Source organism: Lentzea alba, assembly GCF_011067745.1.
GTDB classification, from domain to species: domain Bacteria; phylum Actinomycetota; class Actinomycetes; order Mycobacteriales; family Pseudonocardiaceae; genus Lentzea; species Lentzea alba.
The window spans coordinates 541,452-561,591 of sequence record NZ_JAAMPJ010000002.1; the positions used below are offsets into that span (position 1 = coordinate 541,452).

Genomic DNA, 20,140 nt, shown 5'->3' on the forward strand with positions numbered 1-20,140 from the left:
GACACGAACTCTGTTACACAGGCCCGTTCAGCGCGCGACAGGACTTCGGAACAGGCTTCGCGCATCGTCTCCCGGTCGGGAGGCCGGGAAGTTGCGCGAACGGCCAACGCCGTGCCGGGCGTGGTTCTGTCGACCCCAAAGTCACGTGTGTCTGCTTTGTCCCGCATGCCTGAGGTACGCGCGGTACATCGGATGACGCCGGCGAAACCCACCCACGCTTCCAGCGTCCGGCTGACCCGGACGGCCGACGTGTGGAAGTCCCTCGGGCGCTTCGGGGACGGCGTGCGGATCGGGGTGATCGACACCGGCGTCGACTACCGGCACGCGGACTTCGGCGGTGGTTCCTTCCCGAACGCCAAGGTCATCGGCGGCCACGACTTCGCGGGCGACGCCTACACCGGGAAGCCCGGTTCGCTGCCGGAACCCGATGGTGATCCGCTGGACTGCGAGGGCCACGGCACGCACGTCGCCGGGATCGCGGCCGGGTTCGGGGTGAACTCCGACGGTTCCACCTATCGCGGGTCCTACGACTCCGTCGACCTCGACGCGATGACGATCGGGCCAGGAGCCGCTCCTCGTGCCCTGCTGTACGCGTTGAAGGTCTTCGGCTGCAAGGGCAGCACGAACCTGATCGCGAAAGCACTGGACTGGGCGCTCGACCCCAACGGCGACGGCGACTTCTCCGACCGGCTCGACGTGGTGAACCTGTCGCTGGGCACCGACTTCGCCGCGGCGGACGATCCCGACTCGCTGTTCGTGCGCAAGCTCGTGGAGCACGGCGTGGTCGTGGTCGCGGCGGCCGGCAACGGTGGCGACCTCTACGACGTGGCCGGGAACCCGGCCAACGCCCCCGAGGCGATCTCGGTGGCGAGCAGCCGGGACGAGTACCAGGTGCTGGACGGACTGGAGGCCGCGGGTCGTCAGTGGCCCGGGCAGTACAGCATCAACTACGAGCAGCCGGTCGACCTCACCGCGCCCGTCACGCGACTTTCGTCCAACGTGGACGGTTGTCAACCGATCTCCGAGTCGCTGACCGGGAAGATCGTCTGGCTGGAGTGGGACGACAACGACGCCACCCGCGCCTGCGGTTCCGCGGCCCGCACGGACAACGCGTGGAAAGCGGGAGCGGCCGGGGTGCTGTTGCCGACCACGTTGCCCGTGTTCGCGGCCAAGATCGCCGGGAATGCCCACATTCCGGCGTTTCAGCTGACCGCGGACGCCTCCCGGGCATTGCGGCCGGCGTTGGAGGCCGGAACGCTGACGGTGCACCTGAACTCGGCGTGGAAGGGCTCGCAGCCGACGTTCACGCCGTCGATCGGGGACACGCTCAGCACCTTCTCGTCGCGTTCCCGTTCGTCGATCTCGGTGTCGGCGCCGGGCGACATGATCAGCTCCGCCGAGGCCGGCACGGCTTCGCGAGGCGTGGCGCTGTCCGGGACGTCGATGGCGTCACCGCACGTGGCAGGAATCGCCGCCCTGCTGCGCGAGAAGCATCCGAAGTGGACGGTGGCGGAGATCAAGGCCGCGCTGATGAACACGGCGTCCGGCGTCGTGCGGTCCGATTCGGGCCTGCGGGAAGCCCCGATGCGAGTCGGCGCCGGCCGGGTGGACGCGCTCGCCGCGTTGTCCACCGACGTGGTGGCGTTGGGCGACGCGTCGTTCGGCACGGTCGAGGTGAGTGCCCCGCTGCTGGCCAGTCGAACGGTCCGCTTGATGAACAAGGGCACGGAGACCGTCCGGCTGAAGGCGCACTACGAACCGATCACCGCGGTGCCAGGCGCGTCATTCCAGGTGACCGCGCCGTACGTGGTGCTGCCCGCGGGCGGGTCGGCGTCGGTGACCGTGAGGCTGCGGATCGCGAACCCGGCCGCGTTGCGCAAGTCCCCCGACCCGACCATCTCGCTGGAGGACGGACGGCAGTTCCTGGCGGAGGCGTCCGGCCTGCTCCTGTTCACCGGCGACCGCTCGCTGCGGGTGCCCGTCTACGCGGCGCCGAAGCCGGTGTCGCGGCTGACCGCGACCGCCGGCCGAGTCACCGGCCACGGCCTCGACCAGCAGGACTACCAGGCCCGCATGACCGTGCTGCAGCTCGGCGCGCACTCCGGCCGCCTGCCGGACTGCGGCCCCGACCGGCAGGACGACTGCGCGGTGAACCGCACGGCCCGCGGCGGCGACCTGCGCTACGTGGGCGCGACGGCGACCACCGACCTGCTGGCGTTCGGCGTCGCGACATGGAACACCTGGGCGAACCTGGGCACCACCACTCAGCCCGAGGTGCGGTTCTCGGTGGGTGGCAAGGACTTCGTGACGAAGGCGGTCAAGCAGACCGACGCCGACGACAACGTGACCGCCGACATCTGGTTCGCGCGGACCGTCGTCGCCGGCACGGACGAGGTCGTGGACGAGCAACCGCTGAACGGGTTCGACGGCTCGGTCGACACCAACGTGTTCGACAGCGATGTCGTGGTGCTGCCGGTGTCGCGGTCTCTGTTGCCGTCCGGCCCAGTGACCTACACCGTCGGCATGCGCAGCGGCTACACCCCTCCAGGGGACTCCGACGGGTTCGTCGACCTGGCCCCGCAGGCCGTCTTCAACTACGAGGTGACCGTCCCGTCACTGTCCACTGTGGTCCATCCGGGTGATCAAGTTCCGGCTGGGTCGTTGGTGCTGTTCCACCACAACGCAACGGGTAACCGGGCGCTCGTTCGGTGACACCCGGTTGGCCGTGCCCTCGCTGACCTGCTCTCGGCATACTCGGTTCCCATGGATCTGGTGGTCGGACTCGACGCGGGTGGCACGTCCACGAGGGCTGTGGTCCTCGATCTCGACGGCGCCCGCCTGGGCCAGGGCCTGGCGGGCGGCGCGAACCCGAACTCGCACCCGCCGTCGGTGGCCGCCGCCCACATCGGCGAAGCGCTCGCGGAAGCGTTGGACGGTCTGGATTCCCGCAAGGTCCGCAGCGGCGTCCTGGGCATGGCGGGCGCCTCGAAGATGGCCGACCCCGCCGTGTCCGCGCTCTTCCAGGAAGCCTGGAAACGGGCGGGCCTGGACTGCCCGATGCGCGTGGTCACCGACTGCGAGGCCGCCTTCGCCACCGGCACCTCGTCCCCCGACGGCACGGTCCTGGTGGCAGGCACCGGTTCCATCGCCGGGCGTGTGGTGGGCCACCGCATGGTCGCCCAGTCCGGCGGCTACGGCTGGCTGATCGGCGACGACGGCTCGGCCTTCTGGCTCGGCCGCGAGGCCGTCCGGGCGACGCTTCGACTGCTGGACCTCGACGCCCCGCTGGAAGGCCTGGCCACCGCCGTCCTGACCGCCGCCGGTGCCCGCAACCGCGGCCAGCTGATCAACGCCGTCAACGACCGGCCCCCGATCGCCCTGGCGCAGTTCGCCCCGCTGGTCAGCTCGGCCTACCACCACGGCGATCCCGAGGCGTTGACGATCGTGGCGTCGGCCGCCCGCCTGCTGGCCAACACGGCCTCGACCGTCCGCGAGCCGTCGGACACCTCACCGATCGTGCTGGTCGGCTCGCTGATCAAGACCCCGGTCGGCACCCACCTCAAGCAGGAGCTGCTCACCCGCTGCAACGCCCAGGTGGTCATGGCGACCGAGGGTGCGGCAGGCGCGGCCTGGCTCGCGGCCGTCGACGTGCTCGGTCCCACCGCGCCACGGCCCGCTTAGCGGGTTCGCCGTCCCGCCCGTCCAATCGAATTACTGATCACCGCAGATCCGCATTCGCGACGAGTGTGCGTTCGCAGCTCCGGCCGACCTTTTGCCGGAAACCTTCCCGTTACATCTTGACGCGCCCAATGTTATCGATCACAGTCCTCATGGCACATTGAGAACGGCCGCACAGTCGGCTATCCACCACCCAAGCAACATATTCCTGCCCAAATACTCGTCAGTAAATGTTAGCGCTAACAATGCCCTTGCGTCTCATTTCGACGTCCCCAGACAATGAAAGGAAAGGTGCTATGTCGGTTGGGTTTGCGCGCACCGCGACGTGGCGTCGCCGATTGCGGTCGGGATTGGCCGCCGCGGCAGCCGTGGCATTCACCGGCGGGCTGCTCGCGGTGGTTCCCACCTCCGCGTCGGCTGCCACGGTGGACACCACCGCCTGGTACGTGCTGGTGAACCGCAGCAGCGGCAAGGCTCTCGACGTCAACGGCGCGTCAACCGCCGACGGCGCCGCCCTCATCCAGTGGACCCGGACGAACGCCAACAACCAGCAGTTCCAGTTCGTGGACGCCGGCGGCGGCTACTACCGGCTGCGCGCGCGGCATTCGGGCAAGGTCGCCGACGTGCGAGGCGCCTCGACGGCGGACGGCGCCGCCGTGGTGCAGTGGGCCGACAGCGGCGGCACGAACCAGCAGTTCCGCCTCGCCGACTCCGACAGCGGGTACGTCCGGCTGGTCAACCGCAACAGCGGCAAGGTGGTCGAGGTGCAGGGCGCCTCAGCCGCCGACGGCGCCGCCGTGGTGCAGTGGAGCGACTGGAACGGCAGCAACCAGCAGTGGCAACTCGTCCGGGTCGGTGGCGGCAGCGGCACCTGCACGCTGCCGTCGACGTACCGCTGGACGTCGACGGGCCCGCTGGCCAACCCGAAGTCGGGGTGGGTGTCGCTCAAGGACTTCTCCGCCGTCGTCCACAACGGCAAGAACCTCGTCTACGCCACGACGCACGACACCGGAAAGAACTGGGAGTCGACGAGCTTCAGCCCGTTCACGAACTGGTCCGACATGGCGGCGGCCACCCAGACCAAGTTGCCCTTCAACGCCGTCGCGCCGACGCTGCTCTACTTCGCCCCGAAGAACATCTGGGTGCTCGCCTACCAGTGGGGCTGGCCGGACACCTTCTCCTACCGCACCTCGAGCGACCCCACCAACCCCAACGGCTGGTCCGCGCAGCAGACGCTGTTCACCGGCACCCTCCCCACCGGGGCGCCCATCGACCAGACCCTCATCGCCGACGGCACGAACATGTACATGTTCTTCGCCGACGACCTCGGCAACATCTACCGCGCCAGCATGCCCCTCGGGAACTTCCCCGGCAGCTTCGGCTCGTCGTACACGAAGATCATGAGCGACACGAAGGAGAACCTGTTCGAGGCGGTCGAGGTCTACAAGGTCAAGGACCAGAACCAGTACCTGATGATCGTCGAGGCGATGGGCGCGAACGGGCGCTACTTCCGCTCGTTCACCGCGACCAGCCTGGGCGGCTCGTGGACCCCGCAGGCCGCCACCGAGAGCAACCCGTTCGCCGGCAAGGCCAACAGCGGTGCCACCTGGACCAACGACATCAGCCACGGTGACCTGGTCCGCACCAACCCCGACCAGACCAAGACCATCGACCCGTGCAACCTGCAGTTGCTCTACCAGGGTCGCGACCCCGGCTCCGACGGCATGGACTACGGCCTCCTGCCGTATCGGCCGGGCGTGCTGACGCTGCAGCGCTAGCCGAACGAGAGAAGGTCAGCTCACACCCGTGTTCGCCGCCTCGGCAGGCGATCACGGGTGTGCTGCGTTTGGTTGTTCCGGCATCTGTGGATGCGGACGATCTGCAACGGTCCTGGAGCGCCGCGCCCCGCGTAACCCGTTTCCCGGCAACGTCGCTTCCTATAACGTCCGCACGTGGAGTTGTTCGCACGCCGGACAGCGGCGCTGACCCTGATAGCGCTGCAAGCCGTTGTGCACCTGTGGCTGCCGTCCCACCCCGCGATCACGCTCACCAGTGCGGCTGTCTGGTCCATTGTGGCCGGTGGCCTGTGGTGGCACTGGAACCGCCTGACGATGTGGCCGATCTGGTCGCGCTGGGCAGCTGTGCCGGGGTTGTGCTGGATGCTCTTCACCTCGCCACTGGCCGTCGTGGCACTGGTGGCGGCGGGCTGGGCGGTGAGCGAGGCGGTCCGCCTGGTCACGACCAGGCCCGTCACGGCCGCCTTGATCGCCTCGTCCTGGGAGATCCCGTTTCCGTTGCGCGGGTTGACGTTGCGGCTGTGCGTCCGCGCGGACCGGCTCGTGCTGGACAGCCTGGCGTCCCGGCTCACCCGTTCTTGGGGCGTCGTCGCCGTGCCGTGGTCGGCGCTGCGCTCGATCGAGCTGATCGAGGTCGAGCAGGACACGGTGTGCGAGGTGCTGCTGTACTCCGGCGGGCACCGGGCGGACGCGCGCGAGTTCGACGTGTTGCGAGGCCCTGCCCTGCGCATCACCGGAACCGCACGGGAACTGCTGATCCCGGTGACGCGTGAGGTCGGCGAACTGGTGCTGGCCGCCGTCGCGGCACGGTCCGCCGGCGTCGAAGTAGACGAGGTGCCGCTCACCGAGGTGCGGTGGGCGCTCCAGGAACCCAGCCCGGCCCCCAGCCTGTCCCCGGAGCGCCTGTTCGGCGGCGCGGTGATCCTCCTCATCCCGCTGTTCGTGCTGGTGATGAGGGTGGTGTCGCAGCTGACCCGCGACCTGGATCTGCAGCGCGCGCTCGGCGTGACCTCGCCGTTGACGAACGACGACGCGGTGCGCCTCGTCGTGATCAGCATCTTCGCGATCGTGTTCGTGCAGCTGCTGGAACGGTCGGTGCTCAGAGACGCCCTGGACATGATGGGTCACCGCGCCTTCGTCGAGGCGTTCCCCGAGCCTCCACCGGCCGAGCCGGACACCGAACCGGAGGTCGACGACGCGCCGGTGTCGTCCAGGAAGCGGAAACGGCGGCGGAAGAAGCGCTGAAAGACACCCTGCCGGGCAAGGTTGTTGCGCTGGAGATCACAGCGGAGAGCACAGGGTTCGTCACGTTGTGCCACCGCCGATGTGTCAGAGTGCAGCGGTGATCCACATCGTCGCGGCCGGCCCCGACCCGTTCGAGCTCCTCGGCAGCCTGGTCGGGTTCGCCATCATCCCGATCATCGTCATCGCGGTGGTCGTGTCGTCTCGCAACAGCCGGAAGAACCGCGAGCGGCAGCAACAGCAGTACTGGGCTCAGCAGCAGTACTACGCGCAGCAGCAGCAGTACGGACAACAGCCGTACGGACAGCCGCAGCAGTTCCAGCAGCCTTACCCGCCGCAGCAGCAGTACCCGTACCCGCCGCAGCACTGACCTGATCGGCGATGAGGCGCGGCCTTGTCACTCCCCAGGCGCGGTTGCGGGCAGTCCGAGAGAGACAACGGCCGCAGTGACGCGAACGGCGGCATTGATGTCCACCCGACAAAGCCGGGCGAGTACGCCGGCGACAGCCCTCAGCACACCTGGTGAGCTGCGCCGCAGAGCACGAGGCAACTCCGCCTCGATCAACGCGGACGACACAAGCGACTGATCCGCGGCGTTGTTCAGCCACTCGACGAGCGTCGCGGTCTCTCACTCCTCACCGACCAGTTTCACGACCGCCGCCGTGTCGAGGTAGATCACCAGCGTTCGTCGTCGCGCATGCCCGAGACCAGCTCACCCGCATCCGCTCCCGGCTCCGCCTCGGCACACGGCATCGGGGTCGGACCCGCGATCGTCGGCGACGTGACCACACCCGTAGCGATCAGGTCGTCGAGTTCACTTTCGATCACCGGCACGATGCGCGCGATCGGCTTACCCCGATTGGTGATCTGCTCCACAACACCATCGTCCTGCATTTCGTACTACAACAGCTCGACACTTCGCGTGGACCACCCGCTCGATCAGGTGAACAGCTCTGTCTTGCGCACCTTGAGCGCCATGCGGGCGAACGTACCAACGGGGACCGACAGTCCTGTCCGCGCGGCGGAGTAGGTTCGCCGGATGGACGATGAGCTCCTCCTCGTACCGGATCCGGCAGAACTCGGCCTGCCGGACGAACTGCCGCCGATCCGGATCCCCGACCTCGCCACGCTGGCACAGCACGCGCGCGCCAGCGCGTTGGTCGCCAAGGCGCAGCAGGCAGCGGCGTGGTTCGACGGTCGCGAAGTGCAGGTCGACGAGTACCAGCTCAGCGACGCCGACGTCGCTGCCGCGAGCACCGAACTGGGTTGGGCCGGCCGCGAGTTCCTGTTCCTGGTCGAACTCGCGGAGGAACTCGGGTTCGTCGAGACGACGGAGACCGATCTGAAGCCGGTCGAAGTTGTCGCCGACGAGCCCGAGGAGGAGGCGGTCGAGACATGGGATCGCGCGCTCGAGTTCGTCCTGGTCGAGTCGGTCTGGTGGGACGGCGAACTCGAAGCCGGAGTTGATCCCGATCTCAGCGCGGCCGGGCCCGCCATGATGTTCGGCCTGTTCCTCGCGGCTGGCAGCGGCATTCCGCGCAAGGAGCTGCCTGAGCTCGTCCGGTCCGGGTTGACGGACGAGGATGCTCTCGCGGTCCACGACCCCGTGCCGGCGCTGCTGGATCGGCTGCGCGACCTGGGTGCGGTGGAGATCGACGACGACACCGTCAGGCTGACGTCACTCGCGTTGTGGGCGATGCGCGAACGCTATGTAGCGCTGGGCATCGACATCGCCGTGTTGCGGCCGGCCGAGCAGATGACGGCGGAGGATCTTCTCGCCGCGGGACCGTCGCTCACCGAAGAGGAACTCGACACCGAGTCCAGGGCCTGGTTCGCGTTGCGCAGTCCGGAGCAGGCGGGCGAGGAGCTCCTCGGCGCAACGGCGACGGGCGATGCCGTCGAGAGGATGTTCGCGGTCCACCTGATCAAGTCGAACGACCTCGGCACCGAACGGCTGTGGCGGTCGGCGCTGGACATGCCGGAGATGCGCCCGTACGCCAAGGTCGAGTTGCCCGACGAGGAACCGGACGTCGCCGAGATGGCGTGGCTCCTCACCGACGTGCTGGCCGCGACGGGCGAAGTCGAGGAGTCGTTCTCCTCAGCGGTGCCTGCCGGGCGCGAGCAGGAGATCTTCGACGCGATGTGGCGCCTTCCCCATCCGGACGTGCAGGACGTGCTCACCATGATCGGCGAGGAGCACCCCGACAAGAAGATCGCGAAAGCGGCGCGGAAAGCGGCCTTCAAAGCAAGATCGTGAAACATGGAGCCGCTCCATGCCTCCCACCTTCAGGCAGATTTGGCCGGAAACGATGGAGCGGAAGGCCCTACCAGGCCTAGTTTCCCGACATGCCCAAAAGATCGTCCAGTGTGGTCGGACGGGAGTTCGGCAACGGCGTGCGCGCCATCATCGCCCGGACCGGTTTCACCCACCGCCGCCTCGCCGAACTGCTCGGATGGCAGGAAGCCAAGATCTCGGACCTGACGCTCGGCAAGGGCGGCGTCACTGAGCAGGACGTCCTGCTGTTGCTCGCCTACTGCCAGGCCACGGTCGAGGAACGCGAACACCTGCTGGCGCTGTTCCGCGAAACACGCGAGGTCGGCTGGCTCCAGGTGCCCGAGGACGGCCTGCCAGACCAGGTGCGCACGCTGATCGACCAGGAACGGGAAGCCGACGAGATCATCGACTGGTCCATGATCGTCGTGCCCGGCCTGCTCCAGACACCCGAGTACGGCTACGTCGTCACCGAATACGCGCCGTCAGTGAAGGCAGAGGACGTCCCCAAGGTCGCCGCTGCGAGAGCAGCACGAGCGAAGATCCTGGAACCAGGCCGGAAGTTCACGTTCTTCGTGCACGAGCAGGCGTTGTGGCTTCCAGTCGGCGGCTTGGAGGTGTGGCGGGAGCAGCTGGCCCATCTGCTCAGGATGTCCGTGCGGAAGTACATCAGCCTGCGGATCGTTCCTCGCTCAGTGGGAATGCACGCGGGCACGGCAGGCGACTTCCGCGTGATGAAGTTCCCGAAGTACCCGCCCGTCGTCTATGCCGAGAGCGTCAACTACTGCCTGTTCTTCGACGACCCGAACACCATCAAGGTCCACGAGGACATCCTGACGGCTCTCGCGGCCCTCGCGTTGAGTGAGGCAGACTCAAGGGAGGTGATCGACAAAATCTTGGAGGACCTCCAATGACCACCTGGCGCAAGAGCAGCTACAGCGGCGGTGGCAACAACTGCGTCGAGATCGGCCGCAGCGTCGGCATCCGCGACAGCAAGGCCCCGGCCACCCACCTCCCCGTGTCCGCGAACGCCTGGTCCGCGTTTCTCCGTTGCCTGGACCATTTCGCTACCACGGCCCGGTAACTGTCGGTAGTGTGTCCCTCACGCACAAGCCTGGGGGGCCTGTAGTGATCCACGTACTCGCACAAGAACCGAGCGCCGGCTACCTCATCGGCCGGGTGTTGGGCACTCTCTTCGTCCTGGCGATCATCGGCGGGGTGATCGTCGCGATCATCGCGGTCAGCACCAGCAGGAGCCGCGGCCGCGCACGGCAGCAAGAGCAGTACTGGGCCAAGCAACGAGAGCAACAGCGGTACGGGCAGCCGCAGCAGCCCTACCCGCAGCCGCCGCAGCAACAACAAGAGCAGATCCCGCCGCAGTCCTAGGCGGTGCCACCCACCTCCCCGTGTCCGTGGACGCGTGGTCTGCGTTCCTGCGGCTCGCGGCCAGCCGCTGATCCACTTGGCCTGACCGTGGAACCGGCTCCCCGCCGTCATCGTCTACGGGTTCTGTGAACCACAAAGCTCTGAGCCTGCTGACGGCCGTGGCTTTCGCGACAGTCGTTTCCGGCTGCTCCGCCGAAGTTGCGGGTCAGGCGAACGCGCCCGCGGAGTCCGGCCTCGACCTGAGCAAGTTCGCGGACGATCCGTGCCGGCTGTTCACCGGCGAAGAACTCAACTCCCAGGACGAGTTCAACACCCCCAAGCTGAAGGACACATCGCAGGGGCCGGCCTGCTTCTGGGATCCGAAAGCCATGACGCGGCCGGCTTACCTCATCACCTTCTCAACGAAGGAGACGTTCGAGGAACTGAAGAAGAAGGCCAGGAAGGGCGAGACGTTCCGGGAGACGATGGTCGCCGGACACCCGGCTTTCGTCAGCAACATCGGCGATGGCCAGGGAACCTGCGACACCACCATCAGCGCGTCGGGCGGGGATGCCGTGGAAGTGCGCATCACCACCAACTTCCGGGCAGAACCCGAATACCCGATCGCCTGCGACCTCAGCGAGAAGCTCGCCGGACGGGTCGTCGAGAAGCTGAAGGCCTAAGCCTGCTCCGGCACCTGCGGGTGCCGGAACCCGGGGTGCGTGGCCGGCAGTGCCCGCCGCAGCAACCACCCCGACACCAGGATGCAGACGATCTGCAACGGCCACGACAAGGCCGCCCGCAAAGTCGCGAGCCAGAACACCTGGGCGTCGAGCCACAACGGTGTGAAGACCGCGACCCGCAGCACGTACTGCCCGACCCAGGCCCACGACGCGACTGAGTAAGCGCGCAAAAGGGCAGGATCGCGACGCCACCGCGTCTTCTGACCCAGAATCGTCCCCACCACCACGCCGAGCAACGGCCAGCGCACCGCGATCGAGCCCGCCCACGCCAGGGCCGAGGCCACGTTGGACAGCAGCTGGATGAGGAAGAAGTCCTCGACGCGCCCGGTGTAGAGCGCCACCAGAGCAGCCGCCACCACGAGCAGCACCGAGAGCACGACCGCGCGGGGCTTCTCGCCGCGCACGAAGCGGAAGACGCCGATCACCACGCCGCACAGGACGGCCACGACGGCGCCCGCACCGATCGAGTGCTCCCAGATCAGCCAGCCCGCGACGAACGCCAGCGGCGGCAGGGAGGCGTCGAGGGCGCCGCCTCGGCCTCCGAGCAGTGATGCGAGCGACTCCTGGCGCACGTCGGTCATGCTTCCAGACTGCCTTAGGTGAACCTAAGTCAGGTAACGGACCCATATCGGGGATTGACCGCGGTGAACCAGGTCACTACCGTCTGCGGAAATCGTCTGGAAAGTTAACAGACAGGAGCGGACCTAATGCGTGCCGGAAGCCCACGACTGCTGCGGGAGATCAACGACCGCGCAGCCATCGAGGCTTTGCTGCGCAACGGGCCGCTGACCAGGTCGGAGTTGGAGGGCCTGATCGGTCTCTCCAAGCCGGCGACCGCACAGCTGCTCACGCGGCTGGAAACCGCCGACACCGTGGTCCGCAACGGACTGCGCGGTGGTGGACGCGGGCCTCGCGCCCAGCTGTGGTCGGTCAACGGGGCGCTTGCGCACATCGCCGCTGTCGATCTCACCCCCGAGACGGTCGACATCGCGATCGCGGACATCTCCGGTGCCGTGCTCACCGAGCACAAGGCACCGATGCCCGCCAAGCACGGCGTGCTGGAGGCGTTCGTGAGCGCGGTCGGCAAGGCGTGCGGGCAGGCAGGCCTGCATTCCGACCAGCTGCTGCACGTCGTGGTGGGCTGTCCGGGAGCGGTGAACCCCGCGAACGGCGAGCTCGCCTACGCACCACATCTGCCCGGCTGGAGCGGTTTCGACATGCCCGGCCGGTTGCGGGAGCAGCTCGCGACCTCGGTGAGCGTCGAGAACGACGTCAACCTGGTCGCACTGGAGGAGATGGTCGCCGGACGGGCCACCGAGGTGAGCGACTTCGTCGTCATCTGGCCCGCTGACCTCGTCGGTGCCGCCGTCGTGATCAACGGAGTGCTGCTGCGCGGCGCTTCCGGTGGCGCCGGCGAGATCGACGGGCTCATGATCCCCGACCGCGCAGCCGCCGACACCGACACGGACCGCTCCGGTGGTACGTACGGTGAGCTGCTCAGCAACGCATCGATCTGCAAGCTCGCCAGGGCTCACGGGCTCGCCGCGCGCAACGGTCACGGTGCCGTGCGCAAGGCGTTGGCCGCGGGGCCGGCGGGCGGTGAGTTCATGGTCGATCTCGCCAAGCGCATCGCCACGGGCGTGGCCAGCGTCGTCGCGGTGCTCGACCCGGAGCTCATCCTCCTGTCCGGCGACATCGCCCAGGCAGGGGGAACCACGCTGAACGATCTCGTTGCCGCGGAACTGCGGCAACTGGTGGTTCCGAGGACACCTCTCCAACTCGCTCTGGTGACCGGGAAGCCGGTGCGCAGCGGCGCACTGCACTCGGCACTGGCGGTGGCACGCGAGACGGTGTTCGGCCTGCCGGCCGCCACCACGGCTCCATTCCGCGGCCCTGTGGTCGCCGGGTCCCCACGTTGATCGAGAAGGAGTGCACATGCGCAAGCACACCCGTGCTGCCTTGCTCTGTGTCGCCGCAGCGCTGACCCTCACCGCATGTGCGGCGGGCAAGGGTGGCGGCGCGAATTCCGACGTCGCAGCTGCTCCTGGCAAGGACGACAAGCTCACCCTCACGGTCTGGAGCAACTACTCCGACCGCGAGCTCGAAGAGGTCACCAAGGCCCTCAAGACGTTCAACAAGAAGTTCCCGAACATCGAGATCAAGCACGAGGGCTCGCAGGACGACGACAAGATCACCGCGGGTATCCGTTCCGGCAACACGCCGGACGTCGCGCTGTCGTTCACCACCGACAACATCGGCCAGTTCTGCTCCTCCGGGGCGTTCCAGAAGCTGCAGCCCTACATCGACCGCGACAAGGTCGACCTGAACCAGATCTCACCCGCGGTCCGCGAGTACACCGAGTACAAGGGCAACCGCTGCGCCATGCCCATGCTCACCGACGTCTACGCCATGTACTACAACACCGGCATGATGGCGGAGGCCGGTGTCGCGGCCCCGCCGAAGACGCTGGACGAGCTGTTCGAGGCCGCGAAGAAGCTGACCAAGAAGGCGCCGAACGGCGACATCCTGGTCGCGGGTTACCTGCCCACCATGGGTTTCTACGCCAACCGCCCGACCATCCTGGCGCCGTCGTTCGGTGCCGAGTGGGAGAAGGACGGCAAGTCGTCGCTCGCGAGCTCACCGGGCTTCAGCGAGATGATGACGTTCCAGAAGAAGCTCGTGGACTTCTACGGCTACGACGCGCTCGAGCGCTTCCGCGCCGGCCTGGGTCAGGAGTACTCCGCTGACCACGCGTTCCACCAGGGCAAGATCGCGATCATGATGGACGGCGAGTACCGCACCGCCTTCCTCAAGGCCCAGGCACCGCAGATCAAGTTCGGCACGGCTCCGTTCCCGACCTGGAAGCCCGCCGACTACGGCACCGCCTTCACCACCGGCACGATCATGGGCATTCCCAAGGGCGCCAAGAACCCCGGCGCCGCGTGGGAGCTGATCAAGCACCTGTCGTTCGACACCGACACGATCGTCGACCTCTCCAACGCCATCAAGAACGTGCCGAGCACCAAGGCCGCGATGGAGAGCCCGAAGCTGGAGGTCGACGAGCAGTTCAAGACGTTCATCGACCTGGCCAAGAGCGACAAGCTCAAGGGCAACCCGGTCACCCCGATCGGTGACGCGCACATCAAGGCGGTCACGGACTTCGCGGTGTCCTACACCTCCGGCAAGGTCCCGGACCTGGCCGCCGGTCTGAAGGAAGTCGACAAGAACATCGACGACCAGATCGCCAAGAGCGGCAAGTAAGGGAATCGGATAGATGACCGCCACGCTCGAGGCTCGGCCCGCCCCCGGCAGGGGGCGGGCACGCGCCCGCCACCGTCTCGCCGTGCTCGGGTTCATGGCCCCGGCCATCATCGGCTTCGTCCTGTTCTTCGGCTATCCGCTGGTCGCCACGGTCATCTTCAGCTTCACGAAGTACGACCTGATCAACGCGCCGGAGTTCAACGGCCTCGACAACTACACGTTCATGTTCAAGGATCCCTTGCTGATCAAGGCGATCACGAACACGCTGTGGTTCGTCGTGGTGCTCACGATCGCGCGGACGGTGTTCGCGCTGGGCGTGGCGTCGGTCATCGCTCGTCTGAAGTCGGGCGTCGGGTTGATCCGCACGCTCTGCTACCTGCCGTCGCTGGCTCCGCCGGTGGCCGCGACCCTCGTGTTCTTCATGGTGTTGCGCCCCAACGGCGGCCCGGTGGACAGCATCCTCGGCTGGTTCGGCGTCGACTCACCGCTGTGGTTCTCCGACCCGGCGTGGGCCAAGCCCGGCATCACCGCGATCATGCTGTGGATCTCCGGCGACCTGATGATCATCATCCTGGCCGCGATCCTCGACGTGCCGCAGGAGCAGTACGAAGCCGCCGAACTCGACGGCGCCGGCCCGATCCGGCGGTGGTGGCACGTCACGCTGCCGACGATCTCACCGGTGCTGCTCTTCGGCATCGTGAACTCGGTGATCCTCGCGTTGCAGCTCTTCACGCAGGCGGTCGTCGCGGGGTCGGCCGGCTCGGGAGCTGCGGACGCGACGGGATCGACCAAATATCTCGGTTTCCCGGACAACTCCACGCTGACGTTCCCGGTTTACCTGTACACGCAAGGCTTCCGCTACTTCGACATGGGCTACGCGGCCGCCATGGCCACGGTCCTGTTCATCATCTCGTTCGCCGTGACCATCGTGCTGGTCCAGCGGATGCGCAAGAACTCCACGGCTGAGGAAGGGGGTCCGGGAGCATGACCGCCACGCTGGCCAAACCACCGGTCGACGTCTCCGCGGAACCGGAGCAGCCGCGCCGCAAGCGCGATGTCGGCGGCTTCCTGAACTGGGTCGCCACCCACGCGCTCGGGCTCGCCCTCGGCCTGATGTTCGCCACCCCGGTCGTGTTCGTCTTCCTCACCGCGGTGATGTCGGACGACCAGGCGTTCACCTCGAACCTGTGGCCGACCGAGTGGCACTGGGAGAACTTCGTCGAGGTCTTCGACAAGGCGCCGCTGTTCCAGTACCTGGTCAACAGCCTCACGTACTCGCTGCTCGCGACGCTGGGCATGCTGCTCTCGTCGATCCCGGCGGCCTACGCGCTCGCGAAGCTCAAGTGGCGCGGCCGGAACGTGGCGTTCATCCTCGTCATCGGCGCGATGATGCTGCCGCCGCAGGTCGTGGCGGTGCCGCTGTACGACACGTGGTCGTCGCTGGGCCTGACGGGCACGCTGATCCCGTTGATCGCGCCGTACTTCCTGTTCGACGCGTTCAGCATCTTCCTGCTGCGCCAGTTCATGCTCACCATCCCGCAGTCCTATGTGGACGCGGCACGGGTGGACGGCTGCTCGGAGTTCCAGGCACTGGTCCGGATCATCGTGCCGATGGCCAAGCCGGGCATCGCGGCGACCGCGCTGTTCTGCTTCCTCTTCACCTGGAACGACTACTTCGGCCCGTTGCTCTACACCGGTGAAGTGAAGGACCAGTGGACGTTGTCGCTGGCGCTGGCGACGTTCAAGGGGATGCACATCGTCCAGTGGAACTCGTCGATGGCGGTGACGTTCCTGACGATGATCCCGGCCGTCGTCCTCTTCGTCTTCGCCCAGAAGTCGTTCGTCAAGGGAATCACGTTCACGGGGGTCAAGGGATGAAACTCACCGTCGTCGGTGGCGGGTCCACCTACACACCAGAGCTGATCGACGGCATCGCCGGCCGTCGCACCAGCCTGGCGGTGGACGAGATCGTCCTGGTCGACCCGGACGAGCACCGCCTCTCTCTCGTCGGTCCGTTCAGCCAGCGTCTGCTGGAGCACGCGGGCCACCCGGCGAAGGTGCGCACCACCACGTCGCTCGAAGAAGGTGTCGAAGGCGCGTCCGCTGTGCTGTTGCAGCTGCGCGTCGGCGGCCAGAAGGCGCGTGCGTCAGACGAGACGTTCCCGCTCACGTGCGGGTGCGTCGGCCAGGAGACCACCGGCGCGGGAGGCCTCGCCAAGGCCCTGCGGACCGTGCCGGTGGTCCTGGACATCGCCGAGAAGGTGCGCGAGCTGGCCGGTCCGGACACCTGGATCGTGAACTTCACGAACCCGGTCGGCATCGTGACGCGTGCTCTGCTGCAGCACGGCCACAAGGCGATCGGCCTGTGCAACGTGGCGATCACGTTCCAGCGCTGGACCTCCGGCCTGCTGGGCGTGGATCCGTCCACAGTGGAGTTGGACCACGTCGGCCTGAACCACCTCACGTGGGAGCGCGGCGTCTACGTCGACGGCGTGGACCGCCTGCCGGAACTGCTGTCCGACCACGTCGAGGGACTCGCCGAGCACATCGGCATCGACGGTGCACTGATGCGGCGCCTGAACATGGTGCCGTCGTACTACCTGAACTACTTCTACAACCACGACGCCGTCGTGAAGAAGCAGCAGACCGAACCGCCGCGCGCCGAGGTCGTGGCCGCGGTGGAGAAGGAGCTGCTCGACATCTACGGCGACCCGTCGGTCGTGACGAAGCCGGAACAGCTGGGGCAGCGCGGCGGCGCGTACTACTCCGAGGCGGCGGTGCAGCTGGTGCACGCGCTGACGGGTGGTGCGGGCGCCGAGAAGCACGTGGTGAACGTGCGGAACAACGGCACGCTCCCGTTCCTGCCCGACGACGCCGTGGTCGAAGTCTCGTCCACTGTGGACTCCTCTGGAGGCGTGCCACTCCCGGTCCGCCCGGTGGAACCGTCCATCTCAGGCCTGATCTCGCACGTCACCGCGTACGAGTACCTGGCGCTGGAAGCGGCCGTGCACGGCGGCCGCGACCGAGTGGCGAACGCACTGCTCGCACACCCGCTGATCGGCCAGCACGCCATCGCGGACCAGCTGGCCGACGAGCTGATCGCGCAGAACCGCGATCTGCTGCCGTGGGTGAAGGGAAACTGACGAAGATGACCGACCGTGTGCTCGCGATCGACGGCGGCAACAGCAAGACCGCTGTGCTGCTGGTCGACGCGGACGGCAAGGTGCTCGCGCAGGTGCGCGGGCCCGGCGCACCCCCGCAGACCGTGGGCATGAAGCGCGGACTCGACGTGTTCGAGGAACTGGCACGCGAGGCCGCGGCGCTGGCGGGACTGTCGCCCGACGAGCCGATCGCCTCGCACACAGCCGCGTACCTGGCCGGAGCCGACCTCCCGCGCGAAGAGGAGGACCTGACCCGGGAGATCACCAAACGGGGCTGGTCCACCACCACCTTCGTGGGCAACGACACCTTCGCCCTGCTCCGCGCCGGCACCAACTCCGGTGTGGGCGTGGCCGTGGTCTGCGGTGCGGGCATCAACGCGGTGGGCGTGGCCCACGACGGCCGGACCCACCGCTTCCCCGCCCTGGGCGCCATCTCCGGCGACTGGGGTGGCGGCGGCCAGCTCGGCAACGACGCCCTGTGGCACGCGGTCCGCGCGGAGGACGGCCGGGGCGAGCCCACCGAGCTCCTGCCGGCCCTGCTCGCCCACTACGACGAGAGCTCGATCCTCAAGGTGGTCGAAAAGATCCACTTCGAGGAGATCGCACTGGACCCGCACGCCCTGTGCCCCCTCGTCTTCGAGGTGGCCGCCCGAGGTGACGCCGTGGCCCTGGCCCAGGTCGAGCGCCTCGTGGAGGAGATCGTCCTGCTGTCCACCGTCTCGTTGCGCAAGCTCGACCTGATGGACGAGCCGGTGGACATCGTGCTCGGCGGCGGCGTCATCACGAACACGGGCGACGTGGTGGTCGGTCCGGTCCGCGAACGAGTGCTGGAAGCGGCGCCACTGGCCCAGGTCCGCGTCGTCGACGTGCCCCCGGTCGTGGGGGCCGCGCTGGCGGGGCTGGACACCATCGGAGCTTCACCGGGCGCGGAGCTGAGGCTGCGCTCGGCCTACCACGATCACCTGCCGGCCACCGAGTCCACAGTGGACGTCATGGCCAGCGGGTGATCCCTTGAACCCCGTCTCAGGGGGTAGATCGGCGGCGGCGCCCCCTGAGACGGTCCCAGCCCCACTGCTCGGGGCAGATCGGCGGCGGCGTCCCGAGCAGTGGTCCTGCCCCTTTCCGAGGGGGAGCTGATCGGCGGCGGCGCTCCCCTTCGGAAAGGTCCCACGGCCCCCGCAGTGACCTCACGCGCCGAGGTCGCTGCGGGGGTTTTCCGTTGGGGCGGATGACGAAGGCGCGCTCGGCAGCGGCTCGGACGACAGCGTCGGCAACGGCACGGAAGGCATCACCGTGGTGCCGACGACGCTCGCGCGTGGTTGTGCGATCTCCGGTGTCACCACCGGGTTCGAGTGCGGCGGCGAGGTCACGACGGGCCGGCCGGACGACGGCCGCGGCGGCGCCACCTTCACGGCGGATGGCACCGGCGTGTACTCCATGGGCGGCTGATCACCCCCGATGTTCGCCACCTCAGGCTCAGTGGGCGCGGCATCGGACGGGCCTGGAACAGGCACCACACCGGTGCTCATCGCCACACCGGCGAGAACTCCGATTGTGATGAGCGCAACACCAAGCGAAATGGACGGAAGCGGCAAACCAGAACGCACCCGGCAGAAGGTAGCGACCTGATGAGACGAATCCCCCGGACAACCCTCAAGCTTCGCTCGATCGAGTGGTAAAAGAATCGTCACCCACAGCAACAAAAACTACGATGCTGTAACCGACGGTGGCGTAACCAACGGTTCGTTGTGCATGCTAATCAGTCGCCTGCGAACGGGAGCCGCGGGCGACAGGTCAGGCAGGCAGAAACGCGAGGGGGATGTTGATGCTGCTGCGATGGAACAGTCTGGTGTCGGTGGGGGACAGCTTCACCGAGGGCATGGACGATCCGGGCCCCGGAGACACCTACGTGGGGTGGGCGGACCGCCTCGCGGGGATGATCGCGCAGAACGCACCTGAGTTCAGGTACGCCAACTTCGCGATCAGAGGCAAGATGCTGCAGGAGATCGTCGACGACCAGGTGCCGCTCGCGATCTCGCTCAAACCGGACCTGGTGACGTTCTGCGGGGGCGGGAACGACATCATGCTGCCGAACAGCGACCCGGACGCGCTGGCCGAGGTCTACGAGGTCGCGGTCGCGGACCTCCGGGCCGCCGGATCCGACGTCGTCATCTTCACCGGCTTCGACACGCGGTCCACGCCGTTGCTGCGAAGCCTGCGCGGCAAGATCGCCATCTACAACAGCCACCTGTGGTCGATCGCCGAGCGCTACCACTGCCGGATGGTCGACCTGTGGTCCATGCACGTGCTGCACGACAAGCGCGCGTGGAGCGAGGACCGGCTGCACCTGTCGCCGGAGGGGCACCAGCGGGTCGCGCTCAAGGTCTACGAGGTGCTCGGGCTCAGCGACGACCGCTCGTGGAACGAGCCGTGGCCGGCGTTGGAGCAGGCGGACTGGGTGACCCAGCGCAAGGCCGACCTCAAGTGGGCGCGCGAGCACGTGGTGCCGTGGATCGGCCGCACGCTCAGGGGTGAGTCGATGGGCGACGGCATGGCGCCGAAGCGGCCGGAGCTGCTGCCGTTGGCGCGCTGTACGGAGGAGAACTACCAGTGAAGGCGAGG

20 protein-coding genes are annotated in these 20,140 nt (G+C 67.7%); 17 read left to right on the top strand and 3 right to left on the bottom strand.

Translation table 11 applies throughout. The features are described 5' to 3' along the window. Nucleotides 1–165 precede the first annotated feature (165 nt). The 5 genes from G7043_RS10945 to G7043_RS10965 all read left to right on the top strand — a co-directional run bounded on the left by G7043_RS10945 (nt 166) and on the right by G7043_RS10965 (nt 7,086). Entirely contained in the window at nt 166–2,712 is a 2,547-nt protein-coding gene (locus G7043_RS10945) for a S8 family serine peptidase (RefSeq protein WP_166045447.1), read from the top strand. Between the two features lie 51 nt (nt 2,713–2,763). Continuing rightward, nucleotides 2,764–3,681, top strand: coding sequence for an N-acetylglucosamine kinase (locus tag G7043_RS10950; RefSeq protein ID WP_166045448.1), 918 nt, complete (start codon nt 2,764–2,766; stop codon nt 3,679–3,681). 293 nt (nt 3,682–3,974) lie between these two features. Continuing rightward, nucleotides 3,975–5,456 (top strand): non-reducing end alpha-L-arabinofuranosidase family hydrolase, encoded by a 1,482-nt coding sequence (locus tag G7043_RS10955; RefSeq protein ID WP_166045449.1) that lies wholly within the window; start codon nt 3,975–3,977, stop codon nt 5,454–5,456. A 174-nt stretch (nt 5,457–5,630) separates the two neighbouring features. Further along, the gene (locus G7043_RS10960; protein WP_166045450.1) at nt 5,631–6,719 is read left to right on the top strand and encodes a hypothetical protein; all 1,089 of its coding nucleotides are present in this window, start codon (nt 5,631–5,633) and stop codon (nt 6,717–6,719) included. Between the two features lie 97 nt (nt 6,720–6,816). Next, entirely contained in the window at nt 6,817–7,086 is a 270-nt protein-coding gene (locus tag G7043_RS10965; RefSeq protein WP_166045000.1) for a hypothetical protein, read from the top strand. A gap of 305 nt (nt 7,087–7,391) precedes the next feature. Here G7043_RS10965 and G7043_RS10970 read toward each other — a convergent pair whose 3' ends face one another. Continuing rightward, nucleotides 7,392–7,592 (bottom strand): prevent-host-death family protein, encoded by a 201-nt coding sequence (locus tag G7043_RS10970; RefSeq protein WP_166045451.1) that lies wholly within the window; start codon nt 7,590–7,592, stop codon nt 7,392–7,394. Between the two features lie 163 nt (nt 7,593–7,755). On the opposite strand from G7043_RS10970, the gene G7043_RS10975 reads away from it, so the two are divergent. From G7043_RS10975 to G7043_RS10995, 5 genes are all read left to right on the top strand, one after another. Continuing rightward, nucleotides 7,756–8,973, top strand: coding sequence for a hypothetical protein (locus G7043_RS10975; RefSeq protein WP_166045452.1), 1,218 nt, complete (start codon nt 7,756–7,758; stop codon nt 8,971–8,973). Between the two features lie 89 nt (nt 8,974–9,062). Next, nucleotides 9,063–9,902 carry a helix-turn-helix domain-containing protein gene (locus G7043_RS10980; protein ID WP_166045453.1) on the top strand — a complete coding sequence of 280 codons (840 nt, stop codon included), beginning with the start codon at nt 9,063–9,065 and terminating at the stop codon, nt 9,900–9,902. Beyond that, entirely contained in the window at nt 9,899–10,072 is a 174-nt protein-coding gene (locus tag G7043_RS10985) for a DUF397 domain-containing protein (protein WP_166045454.1), read from the top strand. Before G7043_RS10980 ends, G7043_RS10985 begins: the two co-directional genes overlap by 4 nt. A gap of 44 nt (nt 10,073–10,116) precedes the next feature. Beyond that, a complete protein-coding gene (locus G7043_RS10990; protein WP_166045455.1) occupies nt 10,117–10,374 on the top strand; it encodes a hypothetical protein in 258 nt (85 codons plus the stop codon). 125 nt (nt 10,375–10,499) lie between these two features. Further along, nucleotides 10,500–11,036, top strand: a complete 537-nt coding sequence (locus G7043_RS10995) for a DUF3558 domain-containing protein (RefSeq protein WP_207310929.1) — start codon at nt 10,500–10,502, stop codon at nt 11,034–11,036. Here G7043_RS10995 and G7043_RS11000 read toward each other — a convergent pair. Continuing rightward, nucleotides 11,033–11,677 (bottom strand): DUF3159 domain-containing protein, encoded by a 645-nt coding sequence (locus tag G7043_RS11000; protein WP_166045457.1) that lies wholly within the window; start codon nt 11,675–11,677, stop codon nt 11,033–11,035. The genes G7043_RS10995 and G7043_RS11000 overlap by 4 nt on opposite strands. 126 nt (nt 11,678–11,803) lie before the next feature. Here G7043_RS11000 and G7043_RS11005 point away from each other — a divergent pair, with 126 nt between their 5' ends. Genes G7043_RS11005 through G7043_RS11030 form a run of 6 tightly spaced genes read left to right on the top strand, consistent with a single transcriptional unit; the run spans nt 11,804 to nt 18,525 of the window. Next, entirely contained in the window at nt 11,804–13,015 is a 1,212-nt protein-coding gene (locus G7043_RS11005; RefSeq protein ID WP_166045458.1) for an ROK family transcriptional regulator, read from the top strand. A gap of 16 nt (nt 13,016–13,031) precedes the next feature. Continuing rightward, on the top strand, nt 13,032–14,357 hold the full coding sequence (locus tag G7043_RS11010) for an ABC transporter substrate-binding protein (RefSeq protein WP_166045459.1): 1,326 nt from the start codon (nt 13,032–13,034) through the stop codon (nt 14,355–14,357). 13 nt (nt 14,358–14,370) lie between these two features. Beyond that, nucleotides 14,371–15,345, top strand: a complete 975-nt coding sequence (locus G7043_RS11015; protein ID WP_166045460.1) for a carbohydrate ABC transporter permease — start codon at nt 14,371–14,373, stop codon at nt 15,343–15,345. Next, nucleotides 15,342–16,235: a carbohydrate ABC transporter permease gene (locus G7043_RS11020; protein ID WP_166045461.1), complete on the top strand. Its 894-nt coding sequence runs from the start codon at nt 15,342–15,344 to the stop codon at nt 16,233–16,235. The genes G7043_RS11015 and G7043_RS11020 overlap by 4 nt, the downstream gene beginning before the upstream one ends. Then, nucleotides 16,232–17,500 carry a 6-phospho-beta-glucosidase gene (locus G7043_RS11025; RefSeq protein WP_166045462.1) on the top strand — a complete coding sequence of 423 codons (1,269 nt, stop codon included), beginning with the start codon at nt 16,232–16,234 and terminating at the stop codon, nt 17,498–17,500. Before G7043_RS11020 ends, G7043_RS11025 begins: the two co-directional genes overlap by 4 nt. A gap of 5 nt (nt 17,501–17,505) precedes the next feature. Next, nucleotides 17,506–18,525, top strand: coding sequence for an N-acetylglucosamine kinase (locus G7043_RS11030; protein WP_166045463.1), 1,020 nt, complete (start codon nt 17,506–17,508; stop codon nt 18,523–18,525). A gap of 180 nt (nt 18,526–18,705) precedes the next feature. Here the strand turns inward: G7043_RS11030 and G7043_RS11035 are convergent, their stop codons facing one another. Beyond that, nucleotides 18,706–19,047: a hypothetical protein gene (locus G7043_RS11035; protein ID WP_166045464.1), complete on the bottom strand. Its 342-nt coding sequence runs from the start codon at nt 19,045–19,047 to the stop codon at nt 18,706–18,708. Between the two features lie 296 nt (nt 19,048–19,343). Here G7043_RS11035 and G7043_RS11040 point away from each other — a divergent pair, with 296 nt between their 5' ends. Next, nucleotides 19,344–20,132 carry an SGNH/GDSL hydrolase family protein gene (locus tag G7043_RS11040; RefSeq protein WP_242642097.1) on the top strand — a complete coding sequence of 263 codons (789 nt, stop codon included), beginning with the start codon at nt 19,344–19,346 and terminating at the stop codon, nt 20,130–20,132. Nucleotides 20,133–20,140: the final 8 nt, after the last annotated feature.